Genomic DNA, 21,762 nt, shown 5'->3' on the forward strand with positions numbered 1-21,762 from the left:
TTACTATGAGCATTGATGCTATTATATCGCCTGTCTTTCTATCTTTAAGAGTAGCTGCGTGTGCCACTATTCTCGTTACAATTTTAGGGACGATTGTCGGGCGAGCACTAGCTCGCTCCTCATGGCGATATAAAGTACTATTAGAAACCATATTTTTATTACCAATGGTACTTCCACCAACTGTTATCGGCTTCTTTCTCATTATCATCTTTGGAAACAACAGCCCGATCGGAAGGTGGGTTGAATCATTATTTCAGCAGTCTATTATGTTCACATCTACCGCTGCGATCATCGCTTCTACAGTTGTTGCATTTCCGCTTATGTATCAATCAGCGAAAACGGGATTTTCTATCGCAAATGTACAAATTGAAGAAAGTGCTCGTGACCTTGGCGCAAGTGAATATCAAGTTTTTCTGCACGTTACACTTCCGCTCGCATTTCCTGCATTACTAAGCGGGATGATTTTGAGCTTTGTCCGCGCGCTCGGTGAATTTGGTGCTACACTCATGTTTGCCGGGAATATCCCTGGTAAAACACAGACAATCCCGACTGCAATTTACATGGCCATTGACGCAAGTAATATGCAACTCGCCTGGACACTTGTGGTTATCACTATTAGTATGTCACTCCTATTTCTGCTATGTATTCAGCTTATTAACAAAAGAATTACTAACCCTTAAAGCAGCTTTTTTGGAAGCTGCTTCTTTATTTCTTAGGAAATAAAATATACCACCGGGAAATAACTGAATTTTACCTCTTATTTAAATATACATTTTATTTGAATTCACTTTCTAAAATAGGCAATTTCCTGTTATTATATGGAGGTGTTTCAAAAAATGAAGAAATGAAAACGCATTTATATCGTGAATTCTTCATCCTGTTTTAGCGATCGGTAATCTTCTACTCTATTAGTGGGGCATTACCGATCGTTAGAACGATATGTAACTATATTGGTATAGCAAACCGAAGGGAGTCTTGTAATGGACATTTTATTAGCGCTTCTTCCTGCAATTGCATGGGGAAACATCTTATTAGTAAGCGTAAAAATGGGCGGTGGTGCATATAGCCAAACGGTAGGTATGACAATCGGTGCTCTATTCTTCGCAACAATTATGTATGTATTTACTCAACCAGCTTTAACAATGACAGTCTTAATTGTTGGGTTTATTTCAGGTTTATTCTGGGCTTTAGGACAAGTAAACCAATTAAAAACAGTTGAAAAACTAGGTGTTTCAACTACCGTAACAATTTCTACTGGTATGCAACTTGTTGCAACTTCTATCTTTGGGGTTATCGCTTTCCGTGAGTGGACTACTACTACAACGATTATTCTGGGAACGATTGCAATCCTATTAATCGTAGTTGGTGTTGTATTCACATCACTAGATGATAAAGAAAATGCTCAGCCACCAGGACAATTGAAAAAAGGACTTCTTACTTTAATTGTTTCTACTTTCGGCTATCTTGTATATGTAATTATTATTCGTTGGTATAATATCGATGGTTGGTCTGCTATTTTACCACAAGCAGTTGGTATGTTTGTTGGTGCGGTTGTACTGACGTCTAAACATAAACCATTTAACAAATATGCAATCCGTAATGCTTTATCTGGTTTACTATGGGGAACTGGAAACTTATTCTTACTTCTTTCATTACCACGTGTTGGAGTAGCAACAAGCTTCCCATTATCTCAAACTGGAATCGTTATCTCAACATTCGGTGCGATTGTATTCTTAGGTGAAAAGAAAACAAAACGTCAATTGATCTTTATTGCACTAGGTAGTGTTTTAATTATCGGCGGCGCTGTACTACTTGGTATGACAAAAGCTTAATCTTATATTCTATTAGTAAACCCCTGAAGCATATATGCTTCAGGGGTTTTTTAATTCTAATTATTTTCTAGATATAATTATTTGTATGTTCTTGCCCCTTATAATTGCTCTTCCACTCTAGCAAACCAGCTACACATATAAAGAGATTAATAATAGCTAATATTAGCATGACGTATAAACCAGTAGAAATATAAATTACAATGCTAACTACGTTATATAAAATCCATAAATGCCAGTTTTCTAATATTTTTCGACTTAACATAAATTGAGCCACTAGTCCCAATACGGCATTTAAAGCGTCTAAATATGGACTTGTTGACTCTAAATAACGGACTTGATAATAACCCCAACCAATCCAAGCAACTAAAATAAAACTTATATAAAAAGTCCACCCTTTCAAATCTAAACGAACTGTTGCTTTTACTTCTCCCTCCCCACTTTATGCAATCCAATAATACCAACCATATACATTAAATATAAATTGAAAAGCGGCTAATACTGCCATTGCATATAAACCTTGTGTAATAAAAATGTATAGAAATACCGCAACAGTAATCATGCCAAATAAAAAGTTGGATACTTTTTCTCTCGCTAATAACCAAACATTAATGATCCCCATAATTGATGCGAAAATTTCAATATAACTCGATTGAATATACAATCCAACTAATACACAAATAATACTAGAAACAAGTAAAAAAATGGACTTCTAACCATATTTATCTCTCCCCAGATGTGTAATAAATTCCCTATCACCAGTATAAGGAATAGCCCTTTCCTTTACCATGAATTTCCGCCTTCTCATTATCCATTCCATCTACGGTAAGTCTTTTCTTTTTACAAAATTCTCTTAAAGATGATATCGTTTTTATAACATATCTCTACTAGAAAGGAATAAAGGATATGCCTAACAAACATCGAATTTTATTTATTGGTGCTGGTCGTATGGCAGAAGCTATATTTTCCGGATTACTTAAAACAAGCAAAGAGTACATCGAAGAAATTATTATCTCTAACCGAAGCAACGTAGAAAAGTTAGAACAATTACAAAGGCGATATAATGTGTCTATTACAACGGATTGGAAGCAGCATATTACATCTGTCGATACGGTTGTTTTAGCAATGCCACCTTCTGCTCATGAAGAATTATTAGCTGAGCTATCTCCGTTAATATCAAATCAACTTGTCGTAACAGTAGCAGCTGGCATTGGACCATCTTATTTAGAAGCTAGACTCCCAAAAGGCACACCTGTTGCTTGGATTATGCCTAATACAGCTGCTGAAATTGGAAAGTCTATCTCCTTATATACAATAGGACAATCAGTAACCGAGATGCATCAAGAAACCCTGCAACTGCTTTTAAGAGGTATTGGTACTTCGCAACTTTGTACTGAGGAAGAAGTTCATCAGCTTACTGCAGTTACTGGAAGTGCACCAGCCTTCCTTTATTACTTTGCTGAAAGCTTAATTGAAGCAACAAAAAGTTATGGAGTCGATGAAGAAACCGCAAAACATCTTGTCATTCAAATGATTTCTGGCTCTGCTTCTATGCTCGAGCAAACGCAAAATCCAGCTAACCTCCGCGAACAAGTAACAACGCCAGGTGGTTCCACAGCTGAGGGTCTCAAAACTTTATACGAATATAATTTTTCAGAGGCAATTCAAAAAGCAGTAGAAGCAACAAACAAAAAAGCTAGGGGGAAATAATATGATTTTAACAAGTTTAAAAGATTATACAACATTACATAACGGTGTAAAAATGCCTTGGTTTGGTTTAGGTGTTTTTAAAGTAGAAGATGGTTCAGAAGTAATTGATTCTGTAAAAGCAGCAATTAAAAATGGCTACCGCAGCATCGATACTGCAGCAATCTATCAAAATGAAGAAGGCGTTGGACAAGCGATTCGTGAATCCGGTGTTTCACGTGAAGAATTATTTATTACCTCAAAAGTATGGAATAGCAATCAAGGATATGAAACAACACTTCAAGCATTTGAAACTACATTAGAGAAATTAGGTCTAGAATATTTAGATTTATATTTAGTACATTGGCCTGTAAAAGGGAAATATACTGAATCATGGAAAGCATTAGAAAAACTTTATAAAGATGGCCGTGTTCGCGCTATCGGTGTGAGTAATTTCCACATTCACCACTTACAAGACGTATTTGAAATTGCTGAAATTAAGCCAATGGTCAACCAAGTGGAATATCACCCACGTTTAGCACAAGAAGAGCTACATGCATTCTGTAAAGAACATAATATCCAGCTTGAAGCTTGGTCACCATTAATGCAAGGACAACTACTAGATAATCCAACGTTACAAGAAATTGCGACAAAATATAATAAATCAACTGCGCAAATTATTTTACGCTGGGATTTACAAAACGAAGTTGTAACAATCCCTAAATCAATTAAAGAACATCGCATTATTGAAAATGCAAACATCTTCGACTTTGAATTAAGTGCTAATGATATGAAAGCAATTCAAGCTTTAAATGAAGATCGTCGCGTCGGTCCAGATCCAGATAACTTTAACTTCTAGTAGAAAAACCACTGCCATATGCAGTGGTTTTTTCGTTTAAGAAAACTGAAAATTTAAACTATATTTCATTTGGTTGACACTTCATTATTCAAGGTGTAAGATTTTGAATTATCAAAGAAACACAAAAATTAATAAAATTTATTCGTTTACTCATTGTATCAAGAGAGGTGGAGGGACTGGCCCTTTGAAACCTCGGCAGCAGGTTCATTTTGAATACTGTGCCACTTCCTGCAAGCTTTATGCTTGAAAGATAGAATGAGGGACTTCGTTTATATACGGGTGCATAACTTGTACGTAAAAATCCCTCTTTCTCAATATGAAAAGAGGGATTTTTTATTTTTCATTTCCCTCATCATCATCCAAACTTAATTATTTAGGAGGAAAATCAAATGAAAAAGAAGTTTGTACCCGGTATTGCATCAGTTGTAGGAGTAAGTATTTTATTAACTGGTTGCGGTAGTTATAAAAACGAAGCAAGCGGAGCAAATGCAAAAGACGAGGCACCTAGCAAACAGGTTTTAAATTTATCTTCACCTACTGAAATACGAACAATGGATACGGCCCGTGCTACAGATACTGATTCTGGTCAAGTAATGAGAAACGTATTTGAAGGTTTGTATAATCTTGGTGAAGGTAACAAACCTTTCCCTGGCGTTGCAAAATCTCATGAAGTAAGTGGCGATAAAACAAAATACACATTCCATTTGCGAGATTCAAAATGGTCAAACGGCACTCCTGTTACAGCGAAAGATTTTGTGTTCGCTTGGCAGAGAGCCGTAGATCCAGCAACAGCCTCTGAATATGCATTTCTATTCTTTGATATTAAAAATGCAACAAAAATTAACAACAAAGAACTTCCAGCCGACCAACTTGGTGTAAAAGCAGTTGATGACCATACGTTTGAGGTAGAATTGGAGCGTCCTGTTCCGTATTTTATTAGCTTAACAGCGTTCCCAACATTTCTACCAATTAACGAGGAATTCTTTAAAGCACAAGGTGATAAGTACGCTTTAGAAGATAATACAATCTTGTACAATGGAGCTTTTACACTAAGCGATTGGAAGCACGAACAAAGCTTTAAATTTAAGAAGAACCCTACCTATTGGGATAAAGATACTGTCAAACTAGAAGAAATCAATTTTAACGTCGTAAAAGAAAAATCAACAGAAGTAAATTTATTCGAGTCAAAACAATTAGATCGTATAAAACTAACATCTGACTTCGTTGATAAATATAAAAAAGATGCTAACTTTAAAGAACGTCCAAATGTAGGCGTACAATTTTTACGCATGAATCAACAAAACAAAGTACTTCAAAACGTTTCTGCACGCCAAGCAATCGATCAAACAATTGATAGAAAATCCTTTGTAAATACGTTATTAAATGATGGCTCTACACCAACATTTGGTCTCGTTCCAAAAAACTTTGCAAAAGGACCTGAAGGAAAAGACTTCCGTACTGCAAACGGCGATTTAACAAAAGTTGATACAAAATCTGCACAAGAATTATGGAAAAAAGCTAAACAAGAGCTTGGTTCTGAAAAGATAACATTAGAATTATTAACGAGTGATGCTGACCTTGATAAGAAAACTGGTGAATTCTTAAAAGGGCAACTAGAAAAGAATCTAGATGGATTAACAGTAAATATAAAACCGCAACCGCGTAAGCAACAAGTTTCGCTTTTATTAAAAGGTGACTACGAAATCGGAATTGACGGCTGGAGCCCTGACTTTGCGGATCCAATTACATTCCTTGAGCTATTTACAACGAATAACCCTTATAACTTAGATCATTACTCTAATAAGGAATTCGATGAAACAATAGCAAAAGTGAAAACAACTTTAGCTGGTGATGAAAAAGCTCGCTGGGAAGCATTACTAGAATCCGAGAAAATATTATTTAAAGACTCTGTTATCGCTCCTCTTTACCAAAAAGGCGAATCTTATTTAGAACGTTCTTATGTGAAAGGAATTGTGCAAGTAGACTTTGCGGGTCAATTAAACTTCAAGTGGGCAAAAATTGAAAAATAAAGTAAAACCGTAATAAGTGGGGGTTCTTCATCCCCACTTATTATTAGCCCACACCAATTGTTTTTTTAGCAAAATATATTAAAAGTAGGTTCTCTCACACAAAAGAATCTACTTTTTTAACATATTATTCTAAGAAATTAACATTCTATTTTTATTATTGACATATAGTTCTTTCCAGTGTTAATATTCTAAATAATCAAAGAAACAAAATATTTCACCATCAAAATATAATGTCTACTAAGTTGAAACATATAACGATAGATTATAGCTCAACATGTATATACATATAGAACACCTGATCACCTATAAACAAATATTTATAATAGGTTCTATCTCCTTCTATAGCTACTTCAAGACATGGACATTATGACGTTACGAACAACACATTTAGGGAGGAACGAACAATGAAGAAAAAAGTTGTACCTGTTGTTGCATCTGTTTTAGGGGCAAGTCTATTACTAACTGCTTGCGGGGGAAATAAAGATAATGCAGGCGGAGCGAAAGCAAACGATAAAGTACCTGATAAACAAGCAATTAACTTATCATTCGCTTCAGAAATTCCAACAATGGATGTTGCAAAAGCAACGGATGGGGAATCCATGAATGTAATGCGCAATGTTTTTGAAGGTTTATATGCAATGGGAGAAGATAATAAACCGATTCCTGGTGTTGCTGAGTCGGTTGACATTAGTCCCGATAAAACAAAATATACATTCCATCTGCGTGATTCAAAATGGTCAAACGGTACTCCTGTTACAGCAAAGGACTTCGTCTTTGCTTGGCAACGTGCCGTAAATCCTGATACAGCAGCTGAATACGCATTCTTATTCTTCGATGTACAGAATGCGAAACAAATAAACCAAAAACAATTACCAATTGATCAACTAGGGGTCAAAGCTGTTGATGACAAAACGTTAGAAGTACAACTAGACCGTCCTGTTCCTTACTTCTTAAGCTTAACGACATTCTCAACATTCTTGCCAATTAATGAAGAGTACTTAAAGTCTCAGGGCGATAAATACGGTTTAGAAACAAATCATTTAATTTACAACGGTGCTTTCACATTAGATAACTGGAAACACGAACAAAGTTTCCAATTGAAGAAAAACCCTAACTATTGGGATGCTAAAACGGTAAAATTAGAAGAAATCAACTTCAATGTCGTTAAAGATAAGTCTACAGAAGTGAACTTATATGATTCAGGACAAATTGATCGCGTTGCTTTAACTGCAGAGTTTGTTGATAAATATAAGAGCGATCCAAACTTCAAGGAACGCGCTGAAGTCGGCATTCAATTCTTACGACTAAATCAGAAAAATGAAACATTAAAAAATCAACATGCACGCCTTGCTATTAACGGCGCAATGAATAAAAAGGCTTACGTAGAAACAATTTTAAATAACGGTGCTATTCCAGCTGAAGGAATGGTTCCTGCGAAATTTGCAAAGAGTCCAGAAGGCAATGACTTCCGTAAAGAAAATGGAAATCTAGTCAAGGATGATGTGAAAACAGCGAAAGAAAACTGGAAAAAAGCAAAACAAGAACTTGGTACTGACAAAGTAACAATCGAACTATTAACAAGTGACAATGCTTTAGCTAAAAAGACTGGTGAATATTTAAAAGGTGAATTAGAAAAAAACCTAGATGGATTAACAGTGAATTTAAAACCACAACCACGTAAACAACAGTTGAAACTACTATTAAGTGGTGACTATGAAATTGGTATTGACGGCTGGGGCCCTGACTTCGCTGATCCAATTACATTCTTAGATTTATTTACAACAGATAGTGCTTATAACTTCGATAAATACTCTAACAAAGAGTACGATGAGCTAATTCATAAAGTGAAAACAGATTTAGCTGGCGATGAAAAAGCACGCTTTGAAGCAATGAAGCAAGCTGAAAAAATTCTATTACAAGACGGCGCTGTCGCTCCTTTATACCAACAAGGTCGTTCTTACTTACAACGCTCTTTCATTAAAGGACTTGTAACGACTGACTTCGGCGGTGAATTTAACTACAAGTGGACAGAAGTTGCAAAATAACAAAAGTAAAAAGGTATCCTACGAAGGATACCTTTTTACTTTTATACAACTTTAACTACAGAGCTTCCTCTTCCCTTTACCATTCCTTTTATAGCTAAAGTCGTCACTGCTACTAATTGTGTAACCAATACAATAACTAATAATGAAATAATATTTCTCTCTAAACTAACTCCTCCGAATATTATTGTATAATAGCCATTTGCTGCATATGTTGCTTGAAATAATTGACCGATCGTTTGATACGTTTTAGAAAGCATTTCAGTACCTCCTCACAACTTCAATTTACCATATACATACAAATCATTTTTTATTTAAATTGCGGATGAGCCCTTGTGACTACAGGATAATAATTTATTTTCAACACATACATAATTACATGTTTTTGGGAAAAACTTGTATAGAACGAATTTACATAAGGAGGAATTTATAATGAGAATTCTACTATCAGTTTTATTAGCTCTTATGCTAGTACCTGCATTAACAGGATGTAAAGCTCCTGCAAAAGAAGACACAACTTCTAATAAAAAGACGACTGAAGAAGCAAAAAATGAGGCTCCTGCAGATTTAAAACTAAACTTCAATGAATTCGATTTAAAGGCAGACTACCAAGATACAAAGAAAGACTACGAAGCAGACTATAAAAATGTAGCAGCTGATAAGAAAATGGAAGCAAAAATTGAAGATCATAAAGCAGATGTAAAATTAACAGGAGACGAGGCTATTACAAAATTAAGCCCACTTCTACAAGAGTTAAAATTTGATAAAGATACTGCTGACCAAGAAGTAATCGATCAAGTAGTGAACGTGTTCAAACTTGATAAAGACTATCAAAAATTTGATTTAGAAGTTGTCTTCTCTGATGGAACGAAAAAAGAATACAAAAGAGAAATAAAATAAAGAAGTAGGCGATTGCCTACTTCTTTATTTTTTAATTTTTGCGTATCTTAGTTCTGGACTAGAACCGATAATGAATTGGACACCAGATACTGATGGTTTTTGTAAATATGAAGCACTTGGGAAAATAATTGGGATTAATGGTGAATCTGTAAACATAATATCTTCCGCTTTATGCAATAAGTCAAAACGCTTATCTTCGTTTTGTTCAACTTTTGCTTCTTTTACTAAAGCGTCAAATTCTTTATTATGCCATTTTGCATAGTTATTCGGACCATCACCTGCATATAAATCTAGTTTAGTAATTGGATCTAATAAAGAGCCGCCCCATCCCATATAAGCTAATTGGAAATCACTTTGCTTGTATGTGTCGATGTAACTCTTCCACTCTTTATTTTCTAATTTAATATCTACGCCAAGATTTTTCTTAAACATTTCTTGCATTGCTTCTGCTACTTTTTTATGTTGTGTATCTGTAGTGAATTTTAATGTTACTTCAGGTAATGTAGACCACCCTTGTTCTTTCATACCTTCTTCTAATAATTTTTTCGCTTCTGCTGGATCAAATTTAACGTAATCACCTTTTTCTTTACGGAAATCACGACCACTTTGTGTTTTTGCTCCTTCTGGAACGAATGCATATGCTTCTTGCGCATTATTTTTATACAGTTTTTCAACGATAAATTTACGATCAACCGCTAATGAAAATGCTTTACGTACCTTCGCATTTGTGAATGGCTCTTTTTCTACGTTAAACGAATAAATATAAGATGAGAATCCTGCAACACGCTTATATTCTTTATTTCCTTTTTCTTTTTCAATCATCTCTTGTGGTAAACCACTTAGTAAATCTAATTCTTTTGATTTAAATAATTGATACGCTGTTTTAGAGTCTGGAATAATACGAAACTCAATTTCTTTTAATGTTACCTTTTTATCGTAGTATTCTTTATTTTTTTGTACTGTAATAGCCTGGTTATGCTTCCACTCTTTTAACTTGAATGGTCCATTCGTAATTAACTCTTTTGGATCTGTTTTTAATTTATTATTATCATCAATCGACTTTTTAGCTAATGGAATAAATAATGAGCTTGCTAATTTCTGTTTAATAGAAGCAACTGGATGTTCAAGAGTTACCTTTAATGTTTGAGGATCAACGACTTGAATACCAACTTGTCCCTCTTCACCTTTTCCAGTATTATATGCCTCTGCCCCTTTAATGAAATACATTTCTGTCGCATTCATAGAACCCGTTTTCGGATTTAATAATCGCTTCCATGCAAATTCAAAATCATTTGCCGTAATCGGAGAACCATCTGACCATTTAATATCTTTCTTCAAATGGATTGTATATTCAGTTCCATCAGCATTTACTTCTTCTTTCTCTGCTAATTCATTTTGATATTTCCCATCACTATCTTGCGTATATAAACTTGAAAACAACTGCCCAATTATATAACCTGACGTGCTATCTGTTGCAATAGCAGAATCAAGTGTGTATGGATCACTACTAATATTCGTTACTAATCGATCGCCTTCTCCCTTACCAGCACTCGCCTTTTGCGTCTCTTTCTTACCGCAAGCGACCGAAGTAATCGCTAAAACAGTCATAATGATAAACAGTAAAAACTTCTTCATCCTACATTCTCCTTTAACCCGAAATTTTTGGTGTTGATGCTAACAATGTTTTTGTATAAGAATGTTGTGGATTACGGAACACTTCGTCCGTATTTCCAAATTCAACAAGTTCTCCTTTATATAAGACAGCCACTTTTTCACATAAATAGTGAACCATCGGCAAATCATGTGCGATAAATAAATATGTATAGCCTTGTTCCTTTTGAATTTTTTGCAGCAGATGTACAATTTGAATTTGCAATGAAACATCTAATGCTGAAATTGGTTCATCAAGAATCAATACTTCTGGCTCACACAATAACGCTCTTGCAATAGCAATTCGTTGACGTTGTCCTCCGCTAAATTCGTGCGGATAGCGATCGATATATCGTCTATCTAATCCCAAACGTTCTAGCGCATCACCTGCTACTTTATCCTTTAATCCTTTATCACCTAAACCGAATGAAATATAACCTTCCGTTACGCTATCGCGTACTTTCCAGCGCGGATTTAATGCTGCTGTGGAATCTTGAAAAATGAACTGTACTTTCTGTAAAAAATCTCGCCTATGAGCTGATTTCAGCTTGTGAACGACTTGACCGTTATAATCAATTTCACCAGACGTTGGACTCTCAATCCCTGCTATGAGCTTTCCAAGTGTTGTTTTTCCTGAACCACTTTCACCAATAATGCCAAGTGTTGTTCCTTTCGGAATAGAAAGTGATATGTCTTTTAACGCTGTGATTTCTTTACTTTTACTTCCATACGTTTTCGTTACTTGCTTTATAGTAATTAAATCTGTCGTCATGAGGCATTCACCTTCTCTTTTGATTTCGCTTTATTATGCTCTAGAACATGTTGCCAACAATGTGAACTATGCTCCTTAGAATATGTGGTTCTCTCTGGAAAACGATGAATACATTCTTTTATCGCTACTGGACAACGATTTACAAAAGGACAACCAAAGCTATTTAATGTTTCAATGGAAGGTGTCGTTCCTTCTATAGCACGTAATACCTTTTCGGAATCATCCATATTCGGAATTGCTTGTAATAAACTTTTCGTATATGGATGTTTAGGAGAACCTATTACCTCCTGTATCGTTCCTTTTTCAACGACACGTCCCCCATACATAACAACTACTCGATCAGCTACTTCACGTACAAGTGCCAAATCATGTGTAATTAATAAAATACTCGTATTTTGTTTTTCTTTTCTTTCTTTTAATAGCCCCATAATTTGTTTCTGAATCGTTACATCTAACGCTGTTGTCGGCTCGTCTGCAATTACAAGCTTTGGGTGACAAGCAAACGCAATTGCTAAACAAATACGCTGCCTCATACCTCCGCTTAATTGATGTGGGTACTGTTCAAAGCGTTTCTCTGCTTCATGTATCCCTAAATCTGTTAACAAGTTAATCGCAATTTCCTTTGCTTCTCTTTTCGATTTTTTCCCATGTTGCAAAACTACTTCTGTAATTTGTTTGCCTACCTTCATCGTTGGGTTTAAAGATGAAAGCGGATCTTGAAATATAAAGGAAATATCTTTTCCGCGAATTTGATTCCATTCTGACTCTTGTAAATTCGTTAATTCCTTTGCTTGGAAAGCTATATTCCCATCATCGATATGAATTGATTCTTGATTCAAGCCGATAATGGATTGTGCTGTGACACTTTTTCCTGAGCCACTTTCTCCTACAAGCGCAACTATTTCACCTTCGTTAATAGAAAAGGAAACATGTTTCACAATCGCTTGCTTACTATTCTCTTTTTCAACGGCTAACGTTACGTTTTCTAAAGATAAGATTTGTGCCATGTTTTTTCTCCTTTCGATTCCGTTTGACGATTTTTGGATCAATCGCATCTTGCAAACCATCACCAATTGCATTAAATGCGAACATAATGAGAGCAATCATGATTGCTGGGAAGAATAGCTGCCACCATTCTCCGCTCAATAATGTCCCAAGTGCATCATTCGTCATCGTCCCCCAGCTTGCTGCCGGTGATTGCACTCCTAGTCCGATAAAGCTTAAAAATGATTCTGAGAAAATAGCTGCTGGAATTGTAAATGATAAATTCACGATAATAATCCCTGTTAAGTTCGGAATTAAATGCCCGTATATAATTTTCATATGTGATGTACCTAATCGCTCCGCTGCAATAACAAACTCTCTTTGTTTTAAAGATAAAACTTGCGCCCTAACGAGACGTGCCATACCAATCCATCCTGTTAATGCAAGGGCGATGATAATGGTAAAAAGACCTGGTTTCATAACAATTAATAATAAAATAACAATTAATAAATATGGGATGCCGTATAATACTTCAATTCCTCTTATAATCCACTCATCAATTAACGTTCCAAGGCGATTACGTCCTCTCACATATCCACTAAATCCACCAATCAGTACACCAAGACCTATATCGAGGGCAGCTGCTACTAATCCAACTGTTAGTGAAATCTTCCCACCAGCCCAAGTACGTGCCCAAATATCTCTCCCTAGATCATCTGTTCCAAACCAATGTTCACTACTCGGCGGTAAGTTTGTGGCCTCTTTTACTTGTTCACTCGCAGTAAATGGCGTTAAACTTTCACCAACAAGCGAGAAAACAATAATGAGTAATAACGTCACTGATCCTAAAACTGCGATTGGATTCGATACAAACTTACGAAACACTTCTTTCTTTCTGCTAATTGTTTGCTGATTTTTATTTATCGTTAATTCTTTTTTCTCTTCTTTCGTTAATAACTGTTCATTAATCTCATAAGCTCCCATCTAAATACCCTCCTCCTTACGTAATAGAACGAATACGTGGATCAACAATGCGATGAATAATATCTGTAATGAAAATACAAGCAATTAATAATGCACTATAGAAAATCGTTGTTCCCATAATCACCGGATAGTCTCGGTTAAAAATACTATCTACAAAATATTTTCCTAGGCCAGGAATTGAAAAGATTTTTTCAATAACGAAAGTCCCTGTTAAGAGTCCAGCCATTAACGGTCCAACAAATGTAAGTACTGGAACAATCGCATTTCGAAGAGCGTGTCTTATAATAATCTTCTTAATTGGTATACCTTTTGCTCTTGCTAGCTTAATATAATCACTCTGCAGTACTTCGATCATATTAGAACGAACAAACCTTGTAATAACTGCGATTGGCCCTAACGCTAATGCAAAAGATGGCAATACCGTATGTTCGAATGTTCCCCAAGAGGCTACTGGTAAAAACTCAAATTGGATAGCGAATACTTGTATAAATAGTGGTGCTAAAATAAAACTTGGAATAGAAATACCTAAAATTGCGAGCAAACTCACACTATAGTCAATCACTCTCCCATGATATAGAGCAGCAAATGTCCCTGCCGCAATTCCTACTAACAATGAAATAACAAGTGCTTGTAGACCAATAATTGCTGATGGACCAAAGCCAGTTGTTATAATTTCTGATACACCTTGCCCGGTTGATTGAACAGATTCACCAAAATCAAAATGAACTACACCGTCTAAATAAGCAACATATTGATTCCATAACGGTTCATCAAGGTGATACTTCGCTCTCATGTTTTGGATCACTTCTTCAGGAAAGATTTTTGCATCTGATGAAAATGGATCTCCCGGAATAATATGCATAATTAGAAATGTCACTGTCGTAATAACCCATAGTGTGAACACCATAACCGATAATTTTTTAATTACATACACTTCAATAACCCCCTAAACACATGAATTTACTTTGTTTTATGAATGTACTTTTCCATTACTCCCTTTTCTCTTTTTAGAATACAAAAAGCCTTGATCTTAAAAAATAAGATCAAGGCTTAACAAACAAAGGCCCATCACTTATCTTTCAAGACTTGCTTGCTGGAATTAGCACGGTGTTCCTATTACAGAACCCGCTGCTGAGGTGTCATAGGGCCAGTCCCTCTACCTCTCTGGATAAGTAAATTGCTATATTATTATTTGGTTCAAATTGTATATTTCGAATTATAATTCTGAAAAATTGAAAAGTCAATCAAATTGGATAAATTTAGAAAAATCAGTTTTTAATTCATTTATCGAAATTACAGCTTTCGGCTTATAATAAAAAGAAATAATGTTAAAGGAGTTATAAGATGGACCCCTTACTTCTTGCTACTATAGGATTACCCTTAACAATCGTTATACTTGTCATCATCGGCTCCTATAAACTCTTTATTAAAAAGAAACGTATTACTTCTTTTTATACTCCTTTCGATAATATTACCGGGCAAACTATTTCCGAATTTCACGAAGAACAGAAAATATTAGTATCTGAGGATGAAGACGGAGATGGCAAGAAGAAAAAATAACCCTGCACAGGCAAGGTTATTTTTTCGTTTCTGCTTGAAAACGTTTATAGTATGTCGATGCTGTTGCAAAATTAATTTCTATATCACGAATCAACGATGAATCTTCTTCTTTAGCTAACTTCTGTAATTTTTTCATCGCTTGTTCTGATTCATTCAAGAAACCAATATATACCTCATGTTCTTGCTCTTTCGACTTCGGAACACGAATTTCTTTACGTATATGATCAATATCTTCTAACATGCTCGTTGTTACCTTTTGCACGTCTTCTTTATATGTAGCATTCGTTATTTCCTTACCGCCCTTTTCTTTTGCCACTTCAAATAACTGCAGTGCTTTATTAATTTCTTTATTCATTTTTATATCGTATTTTTCATGTACTGCAAGGTATTCTTTCATCTCTTCTGTTTGTTCAGTAGATTGCTCTACCTTTTCTTTCGGTTCTTTCGTATCTTTATTTCCATTACATCCTGCTAGAAGGATCATACTTCCCATTACAGCAATACCCAAAACCTTCTTCATCTCTTCTTCTCCTTTTATCTACAGCTATTACTCATTATAGTTTCTTTTATCTCCACTTGTTATTATACCGAGAACGCCCTACTTTTTACACTTAAGACGACATCGTAATATATATACCAACATGTTTGTCACAGTATCGTCACTTTATACAAATAACTTTTGCAATGCTTTATTTACTACATCACCTTACAAAACTGTAAGCACACATAAAGAACAAACCATGCTAGACTTACATATGCATAACGCAAACATATGTAAGGTTTTAAGGAGAATCATCTATGTACAACACAATGCCTTTTATGGGAGAAGATATTCGTGTCCTTATTCGCGAAAAATCACTTCATATCGAAAATACAGAGAGCCTTCGCCGCGTATTAAAGAAGAAGCATGCTCCATTTAAGTTAGCTCAATATTTAAAACAACAACATACAAATCAATTTCATACCGTGCTAAATATATCGGATAGATCATTAACAATCGAAATCATCGGTCATGTCTACATTGGAAACTTTGCAGATACCTTAAAGGAAATCCCACGTATACCGAAGATTGCTCCTATTATCGTTAAAAAAGCGTATAAAATTACTGACCATACCGATATTATCGACTGTGGAGAAAAAGAAGTCGATAGTAATCGCTGGGTGTGGGATAAACTTGCTGTTTTATATGATACGATCATGAATAATATGTATGAGGTATTTCAAAGAAATGAAAAAAAGAACTGATTCAAACATTCCCTTTGAATCAGTTCTTTTTTGTTAAGCCTCTAAATTTTGTCTTTGTTGCAGTTCAAACTGCTTCTCACTTCTTCTGGCCATAAATAGATAACATAATACTGCTCCTACTTCACAAAGCGCAATAACAACACCCATCGGTAACGCTGTATTACTCCCACCAATACCTACTAGCGGAGCGACAAGCGCTCCTGAAATGAACTGTAATAAGCCTAATAAAGCTGACGCTGTTCCTGCAGCTTGCTTCTGATTTCTCATCGCTAATGAGAACCCAGTTGTTGATACAACCCCGACACTTGATACAACAAGGAATAACGAACATAAAACACCGATTAAACCTATTCCTAGTACGATTGTCAGTAGTAAAGATAGGCCACCAACAGCTGCGATAATAATACCAGCAACAAATAATGTCTTCTCATTCACTTTCCCCGCTAAACGACCCGTTACCTGACTAGCAATAATAATACCGATGCCGTTAATCGCAAAGAATAAACTAAATTGCTGTGGTGATGCTCCGTATATGTTCTGCAACACAAATGGTGAGCCCGAAATGTATGCAAACATTGCCGCTGTTACTAATCCTTGTGACAATGCATATCCCATAAACAGACGGTCCTTTAACAATTTTCCGTACGTCGCCAAAGTCCCTGACAAACCACCCGTTTCTCTTTCTTCAGGAGGTAATGTTTCACGCAATACAAAAGTAGCTGAGATTAACATGAATACGCTAATTGCTCCAAGAACGATGAAAACACCGCGCCACGTTGTAAACTGTAATAATTGCCCCCCAATAATCGGTGCCAAAATAGGTGCTGCTCCGTTTACTAACATAAGCAGTGAGAAAAACTTCGTCATTTCAGAACCTGAGTACATATCACGTACCATTGCACGTGATATAACAATCCCGGCTGATCCTGAAGCTCCTTGTAGGAAGCGCAATAATACTAATGTCCAAATAGATGGCGCAACAGCACAAAGTAAAGAAGAAGCAACATAAATAATAAGAGCAATAATAAGTGGTTTGCGTCTTCCGTAAATATCGCTAATTGAGCCAACAAATAATTGTCCTACTGACAGCCCAAGCAAACAAGCTGTTAATGTAAGCTGCGCTAGGGATGCACCTGTTTGCAAATCATCCGTTAACTTCGGTAATGAAGGCAAATACATATCAATAGATAATGGCCCAATCGCCGTAAGTGTTCCTAATACAAGAATCATCCATAACCTGTTTGCCTTTACAGGTTTATATATTTCGTGATTAACTTCATTCACTTTTTCAATTCACCCTTTCCTATACACACTGAATCGTAACAATTATAGTTACATCATAAACATACGTCAAGTACAGCGCATTTTCCTCTTTCATAATGTAAAAAAAGCGATAGAAATTCTATCGCTTTACTTTTTCACATTGCTATTCGCAAATTTAGATACCGAGGCCATCGTCTCTCCTGTATCTAAATATGTAATTTGAATTGGGTCTCCTACTTCTGTAAACATAGCATACGGGAATTTCTTCACTGGTATCATAAATACCTTTTGTTCATTCTCTAAAAGTACGTACACGATTGTATTTTCACCTGATTTTTCTTTATATACACGTTGTACAATACCTTCTTTTTGCGCTTCTTTTCCTGTTGAGGTTGGTCTAAATGTATCACCATTACCGCTCATTACGTTTTTATAATTCTCAAGCGCTTCTTTCTGCGAAGAACCTGTCGCGAATATTTTTGCATTAGCAGCATATACAACTGTATGTGCACGTACTAGGCCTCCGTCATCAACAACCGGAATAATCCAAGCTGGTTTACCGTATACGTTATAAATGACAGGCATTGTCCCATGCCATTTCTCTCTCTTAAAGGAATTATCTACTACTTCTGTAGCTGCTGAACCATCCATAATCCCCTTCACTTCTTTTCCATTATAGTAATATAGCTTGCCTGTGCGTGCATCTACTAATGAATAGCCTAGGGCTGAATCTACTCCTTCTTTTGGAGAAGTAAAGTCTGTAAAATAATACAGTGTTCCATCTTTACCAAAGATCGGGGTCACGCCTTCTTTCGTTCCCCACTCAGTCGGAATTTTCATATCTGTTTGTGAGAATTTCGTATTCCAAAATCCGTGAATATATTTACCAAAGTACGTATTTAACGTAGATGCAGTCTCATGATTTAATACACCATCAACAAATTTAGGTGCCTTTCCTTTATCATATCTTTTCACTTCACCTGTTTGTGCATCTACTACGACAACACCTTCTACCTCAAATCCAGATCTTCCTGAAATAAATTCACCATACGTCATTGTATAATATGGTTTTCCTTTATCATCAACCTCAAATTTAGGTTTTCCTTTAAAGATTAAATTTGGTTCTGCTTGCCTTACCACACGCTCTAAATTATTACCAAAAAACATGCTTGGCACATATTTCATTTTATAACCGAGGTGCAGTTTCGCTTCCGCATCAGGATTCGTACCTGACATCGTTACATACCCTGGAATTGTCTCAGCTTTACGCGCTTTAAAAAATCCTGAAACTTCAATCGGCGCTACATATAAAGCTTCGCCGTTTACCATTTGTGGCGTTAATTCTCCTAGCTCAAAATAAGCTACTTTCGGAATATCACCAAATACTTTTTTCATCTTATTCTCCGCTGTCTTTGGCGGCACTGTAAACGGCTGGTCATTTTCAGTAAATGGCTCTGAAATATCTTTCTCTATCTTAACAACAGAATCATATTTCTTTTGCGAGATTACTATATCGTGCAAATAACCAAAGTAGCCGTAACTTGCGAGTAAAATAAACATTAGAAGTCCTTTTAATGTACCTTCTAATTTCCCTATTTGATCTTGTGAAAATAAAACAAGCCCAATTAAAATTGCTACTGCAACAGAATAATGAGTAAGAATCGAATCTACTCGATCATCAATTAGCCAAAAGTATTCATAGATTGCAATACCTATCCAAAATAAAACAGGAATAACTAAAATAGATGATTTCTTACCCTTTACAACCTTCTTATCTCCCTTCTTATCCACTGCTCGAAGCTTACTACTACTTCTTGTCCATGGAATCAAAAACAAAGTAAGAATAGCTAAAACTACAAATTTCATCAAAGGCACTGTCCCCTTTTCTTTTGTATTCCCTTTTAGTATAACAAATAAAGGGTATTAAGGTGAAAATAGGAATAGTTATATTTTTTTACTACTTAATACAATCCCGCTCACTACATATAGAATAGATGCAATATAAAAAATTGTACCAATCGTAAAGAAATCTACTAAATATCCCGTGGCAATAACCGCTACTGCTCCGCCAATGGATGTCCACACATGGTATTTTCCAATCTCATAACCAGCCTTTTCCTGCGCAACCTTTCGTGCTAATGAAGTCTTCTCAGTATTACGCTGCACAGCACCTAAAACTCCCATTACAATTTGAAGAATATACACATGCCATACTTCCGTGGCAATCGGAAAGCAAAGCATTAAGATTGCCATGGACCAAGCGTATATGATTAATAATTTTTTATCACCTACTTGATCAGATACCTTTCCCACTAGTGGATATACAAGTGCTGATGTTAAAGCAAATAAGCCATACGCCCAGCCAAATTGCGAGAAGCTATTTCCAACGTTTCGAAGTAATAATATATAAAAAGGAAATACCATACTTCCTGCCATCATGATAATACTTTGCGAAGCCACAAATCTTCTATATGTCATTTCGTATACTCCCTATAAAATAAATTAACAAATCTCTCTTCTGAATCTACTTCCTTCTTTTTCTTGAGAAATTCTTCAATACGAGGATATGCCCTTTTTAACTGCTCTTTCGTTGGATAAGAATAGTACGGCAAATAGTAACTACCGTTATGCTTTAAAGTAACATCAATCATCTTCCGAATGACATCCTCTGTTTTCTTTATCTCACTCTCTGAGCGTCCCTGGTTAATCAAAAGAACCAGCGCAAACATATCATCTTTCGCATAGGACAAAACTGCATTTTCATTCTTTTCCACGTAACGAATCGTAATGTTGAGTAAATTAAACTCTTCTTCATTTAATGCGTTACGTAAATCATCTATATACTCCGTGAAAGCATCTATAGGTACAAAGTATTCTTGTAACACTTCGGTCCTATTTGGATTTTCATATTCCATAAAAGCACTATCTGATCTCATAACATTATTACGCGTCTCATACTTTCCATCTGTACGTTCAAAATAACCTCTTTGTATATCCCAAAATGTATTCTTTCCCCAATCACTATAACGTGATAACCCAAGTAAAAATTTAGGTGCAGCTATAATATTTTCTTCCTTTAATTCACTGTACTCTTCTCTCATATTTTGATTTTGTGCCAAAGTATAATCCGTCACATACATCTCTTTTAAAAATGAATTTGGAGCAACAGAAATACGCGCTAAGTGCATACGAACATTCTCATCTCTTTTCACTTTCTCTTTGAAATAAGATGCGTATTCTTTATAATCTATCATTCTCGTGTGCATTTCATATAATTCATCATCTGTTAACTTCAGCGTCACATCTAAAATAACTCCAAATAAACCGTAACCCCCAATGACATATGGAAATAACTCTGCATTTTCTTCTCTACTTACATTACGTACCGTGCCATCTGCCATTAACAATCTAAATGAATCTACTGTATCAATTAGTGCCTCATGACGAATATCACGCCCATGTACATTTACACTTAATGAACCACCAACAGTAAAAATATTTTGAGACTGCATGACCTGTACCGCAAGGCCATATGGATTTATTTTCTTCTGAATATCATTCCACGTGACACCACTTTGAACTGTAATACGCTTCTTCTCTGGATCGAATTCTAATATTTTATTATATCCTTTCATATCGAGCATCGTGCCATTCGGATAATATGTCTGTCCTCCTTGGCTATGTTGCATGCCTGCAATGGAAATTTTCTCTCCTGAAACTTTTGCATCTCGCACTAATTTTATTAACGAGTGCTCTTCCGTAGCACTTTCAACACGTTTTATTTTTGTCGGAAGCAATTTACCTACATCACTCATAATAGGATGATCAATTTGTTTTTTATACGTATGTACAGACGTTGCAAGCAAAACCGTATATGCGACAATGACCACTACTATCTTTCTTTTTTTCAAAGGACACTCTCCTTATTAGCAACAAAAAGAGATACCCGTTCTTTCAG

20 protein-coding genes, 1 pseudogene and 2 riboswitches are annotated in these 21,762 nt (G+C 35.6%); of the genes and pseudogenes, 9 read left to right on the top strand and 12 right to left on the bottom strand.

The annotated features are described in order from the left end of the window. The first annotated feature begins 5 nt into the window (after positions 1–5). Both modB and DN400_RS21125 read left to right on the top strand, forming a co-directional pair. Positions 6–680: a molybdate ABC transporter permease subunit gene (gene modB, locus DN400_RS21120; RefSeq protein ID WP_002152004.1), complete on the top strand. Its 675-nt coding sequence runs from the start codon at positions 6–8 to the stop codon at positions 678–680. 300 nt (positions 681–980) lie between these two features. After that, positions 981–1,832, top strand: coding sequence for a GRP family sugar transporter (locus DN400_RS21125; protein WP_000353546.1), 852 nt, complete (start codon positions 981–983; stop codon positions 1,830–1,832). 67 nt (positions 1,833–1,899) lie between these two features. Here DN400_RS21125 and pnuC read toward each other — a convergent pair. Then, positions 1,900–2,549: pseudogene (gene pnuC, locus DN400_RS21130) on the bottom strand (nicotinamide riboside transporter PnuC). Between the two features lie 186 nt (positions 2,550–2,735). Here pnuC and proC point away from each other — a divergent pair. The 4 genes from proC (at position 2,736) to DN400_RS21150 (ending at position 8,449) form a co-directional block, all read left to right on the top strand. Then, positions 2,736–3,539 carry a pyrroline-5-carboxylate reductase gene (gene proC / locus DN400_RS21135; protein ID WP_063546217.1) on the top strand — a complete coding sequence of 268 codons (804 nt, stop codon included), beginning with the start codon at positions 2,736–2,738 and terminating at the stop codon, positions 3,537–3,539. Position 3,540: 1 nt separating this feature from the next. After that, positions 3,541–4,374, top strand: coding sequence for an aldo/keto reductase (locus DN400_RS21140; RefSeq protein ID WP_098312865.1), 834 nt, complete (start codon positions 3,541–3,543; stop codon positions 4,372–4,374). A gap of 152 nt (positions 4,375–4,526) precedes the next feature. Next, a riboswitch (SAM riboswitch) is annotated at positions 4,527–4,631 on the top strand. 132 nt (positions 4,632–4,763) lie between these two features. Further along, complete coding sequence (locus tag DN400_RS21145) at positions 4,764–6,404, top strand: peptide ABC transporter substrate-binding protein (protein ID WP_000726449.1); 1,641 nt, start codon at positions 4,764–4,766, stop codon at positions 6,402–6,404. Between the two features lie 404 nt (positions 6,405–6,808). Then, a complete protein-coding gene (locus tag DN400_RS21150) occupies positions 6,809–8,449 on the top strand; it encodes a peptide ABC transporter substrate-binding protein (RefSeq protein WP_000731063.1) in 1,641 nt (546 codons plus the stop codon). Positions 8,450–8,490: 41 nt separating this feature from the next. On the opposite strand, the gene DN400_RS21155 is transcribed toward DN400_RS21150, so the two are convergent. Then, a complete protein-coding gene (locus DN400_RS21155; protein WP_000949590.1) occupies positions 8,491–8,706 on the bottom strand; it encodes a hypothetical protein in 216 nt (71 codons plus the stop codon). Between the two features lie 172 nt (positions 8,707–8,878). Here DN400_RS21155 and DN400_RS21160 point away from each other — a divergent pair, with 172 nt between their 5' ends. Continuing rightward, positions 8,879–9,346, top strand: coding sequence for a YusW family protein (locus DN400_RS21160; protein ID WP_001221551.1), 468 nt, complete (start codon positions 8,879–8,881; stop codon positions 9,344–9,346). A gap of 24 nt (positions 9,347–9,370) precedes the next feature. Here DN400_RS21160 and DN400_RS21165 read toward each other — a convergent pair whose 3' ends face one another. From DN400_RS21165 to DN400_RS21185, 5 genes are read right to left on the bottom strand one after another with little or no spacing between them, the layout of a single operon-like run. After that, positions 9,371–10,981 carry a peptide ABC transporter substrate-binding protein gene (locus DN400_RS21165; protein WP_000714087.1) on the bottom strand — a complete coding sequence of 537 codons (1,611 nt, stop codon included), beginning with the start codon at positions 10,979–10,981 and terminating at the stop codon, positions 9,371–9,373. A 13-nt stretch (positions 10,982–10,994) separates the two neighbouring features. Beyond that, entirely contained in the window at positions 10,995–11,768 is a 774-nt protein-coding gene (locus DN400_RS21170; RefSeq protein ID WP_147801905.1) for an ABC transporter ATP-binding protein, read from the bottom strand. Next, complete coding sequence (locus DN400_RS21175; protein ID WP_065229641.1) at positions 11,765–12,775, bottom strand: ABC transporter ATP-binding protein; 1,011 nt, start codon at positions 12,773–12,775, stop codon at positions 11,765–11,767. The genes DN400_RS21170 and DN400_RS21175 overlap by 4 nt, the downstream gene beginning before the upstream one ends. Then, positions 12,732–13,736 (bottom strand): ABC transporter permease, encoded by a 1,005-nt coding sequence (locus DN400_RS21180; RefSeq protein WP_065229640.1) that lies wholly within the window; start codon positions 13,734–13,736, stop codon positions 12,732–12,734. Before DN400_RS21180 ends, DN400_RS21175 begins: the two co-directional genes overlap by 44 nt. Before the next feature lie 16 nt (positions 13,737–13,752). Further along, positions 13,753–14,670, bottom strand: coding sequence for an ABC transporter permease (locus DN400_RS21185; RefSeq protein ID WP_000289326.1), 918 nt, complete (start codon positions 14,668–14,670; stop codon positions 13,753–13,755). Positions 14,671–14,805: 135 nt separating this feature from the next. After that, positions 14,806–14,911: riboswitch (SAM riboswitch) on the bottom strand. A 169-nt stretch (positions 14,912–15,080) separates the two neighbouring features. On the opposite strand from DN400_RS21185, the gene DN400_RS21190 reads away from it, so the two are divergent. After that, the gene (locus DN400_RS21190; protein ID WP_000371395.1) at positions 15,081–15,296 is read left to right on the top strand and encodes a DUF3951 domain-containing protein; all 216 of its coding nucleotides are present in this window, start codon (positions 15,081–15,083) and stop codon (positions 15,294–15,296) included. 16 nt (positions 15,297–15,312) lie between these two features. Here the strand turns inward: DN400_RS21190 and DN400_RS21195 are convergent, their stop codons facing one another. After that, positions 15,313–15,816 (bottom strand): hypothetical protein, encoded by a 504-nt coding sequence (locus DN400_RS21195; protein ID WP_000756522.1) that lies wholly within the window; start codon positions 15,814–15,816, stop codon positions 15,313–15,315. A 278-nt stretch (positions 15,817–16,094) separates the two neighbouring features. Between DN400_RS21195 and DN400_RS21200 the strand changes: the two genes are divergently transcribed. Then, a complete protein-coding gene (locus DN400_RS21200) occupies positions 16,095–16,541 on the top strand; it encodes a hypothetical protein (protein WP_065229639.1) in 447 nt (148 codons plus the stop codon). A gap of 33 nt (positions 16,542–16,574) precedes the next feature. Here the strand turns inward: DN400_RS21200 and DN400_RS21205 are convergent, their stop codons facing one another. The 4 genes from DN400_RS21205 to DN400_RS21220 form a co-directional block, all read right to left on the bottom strand. After that, positions 16,575–17,834: a multidrug effflux MFS transporter gene (locus tag DN400_RS21205; RefSeq protein WP_223266695.1), complete on the bottom strand. Its 1,260-nt coding sequence runs from the start codon at positions 17,832–17,834 to the stop codon at positions 16,575–16,577. A 117-nt stretch (positions 17,835–17,951) separates the two neighbouring features. After that, a complete protein-coding gene (locus DN400_RS21210) occupies positions 17,952–19,670 on the bottom strand; it encodes a DUF3981 domain-containing protein (RefSeq protein ID WP_071713797.1) in 1,719 nt (572 codons plus the stop codon). A gap of 78 nt (positions 19,671–19,748) precedes the next feature. Next, positions 19,749–20,282 carry an MFS transporter gene (locus tag DN400_RS21215; protein WP_000222367.1) on the bottom strand — a complete coding sequence of 178 codons (534 nt, stop codon included), beginning with the start codon at positions 20,280–20,282 and terminating at the stop codon, positions 19,749–19,751. Next, on the bottom strand, positions 20,279–21,715 hold the full coding sequence (locus DN400_RS21220; protein WP_000746313.1) for an FAD-binding oxidoreductase: 1,437 nt from the start codon (positions 21,713–21,715) through the stop codon (positions 20,279–20,281). Before DN400_RS21220 ends, DN400_RS21215 begins: the two co-directional genes overlap by 4 nt. Between the last annotated feature and the right edge of the window lie 47 nt (positions 21,716–21,762).

It is taken from the genome of Bacillus sp. AR8-1 (genome assembly GCF_008042345.1).
In the GTDB taxonomy this organism is placed as follows: Bacteria; Bacillota; Bacilli; order Bacillales; family Bacillaceae_G; genus Bacillus_A; species Bacillus_A cereus.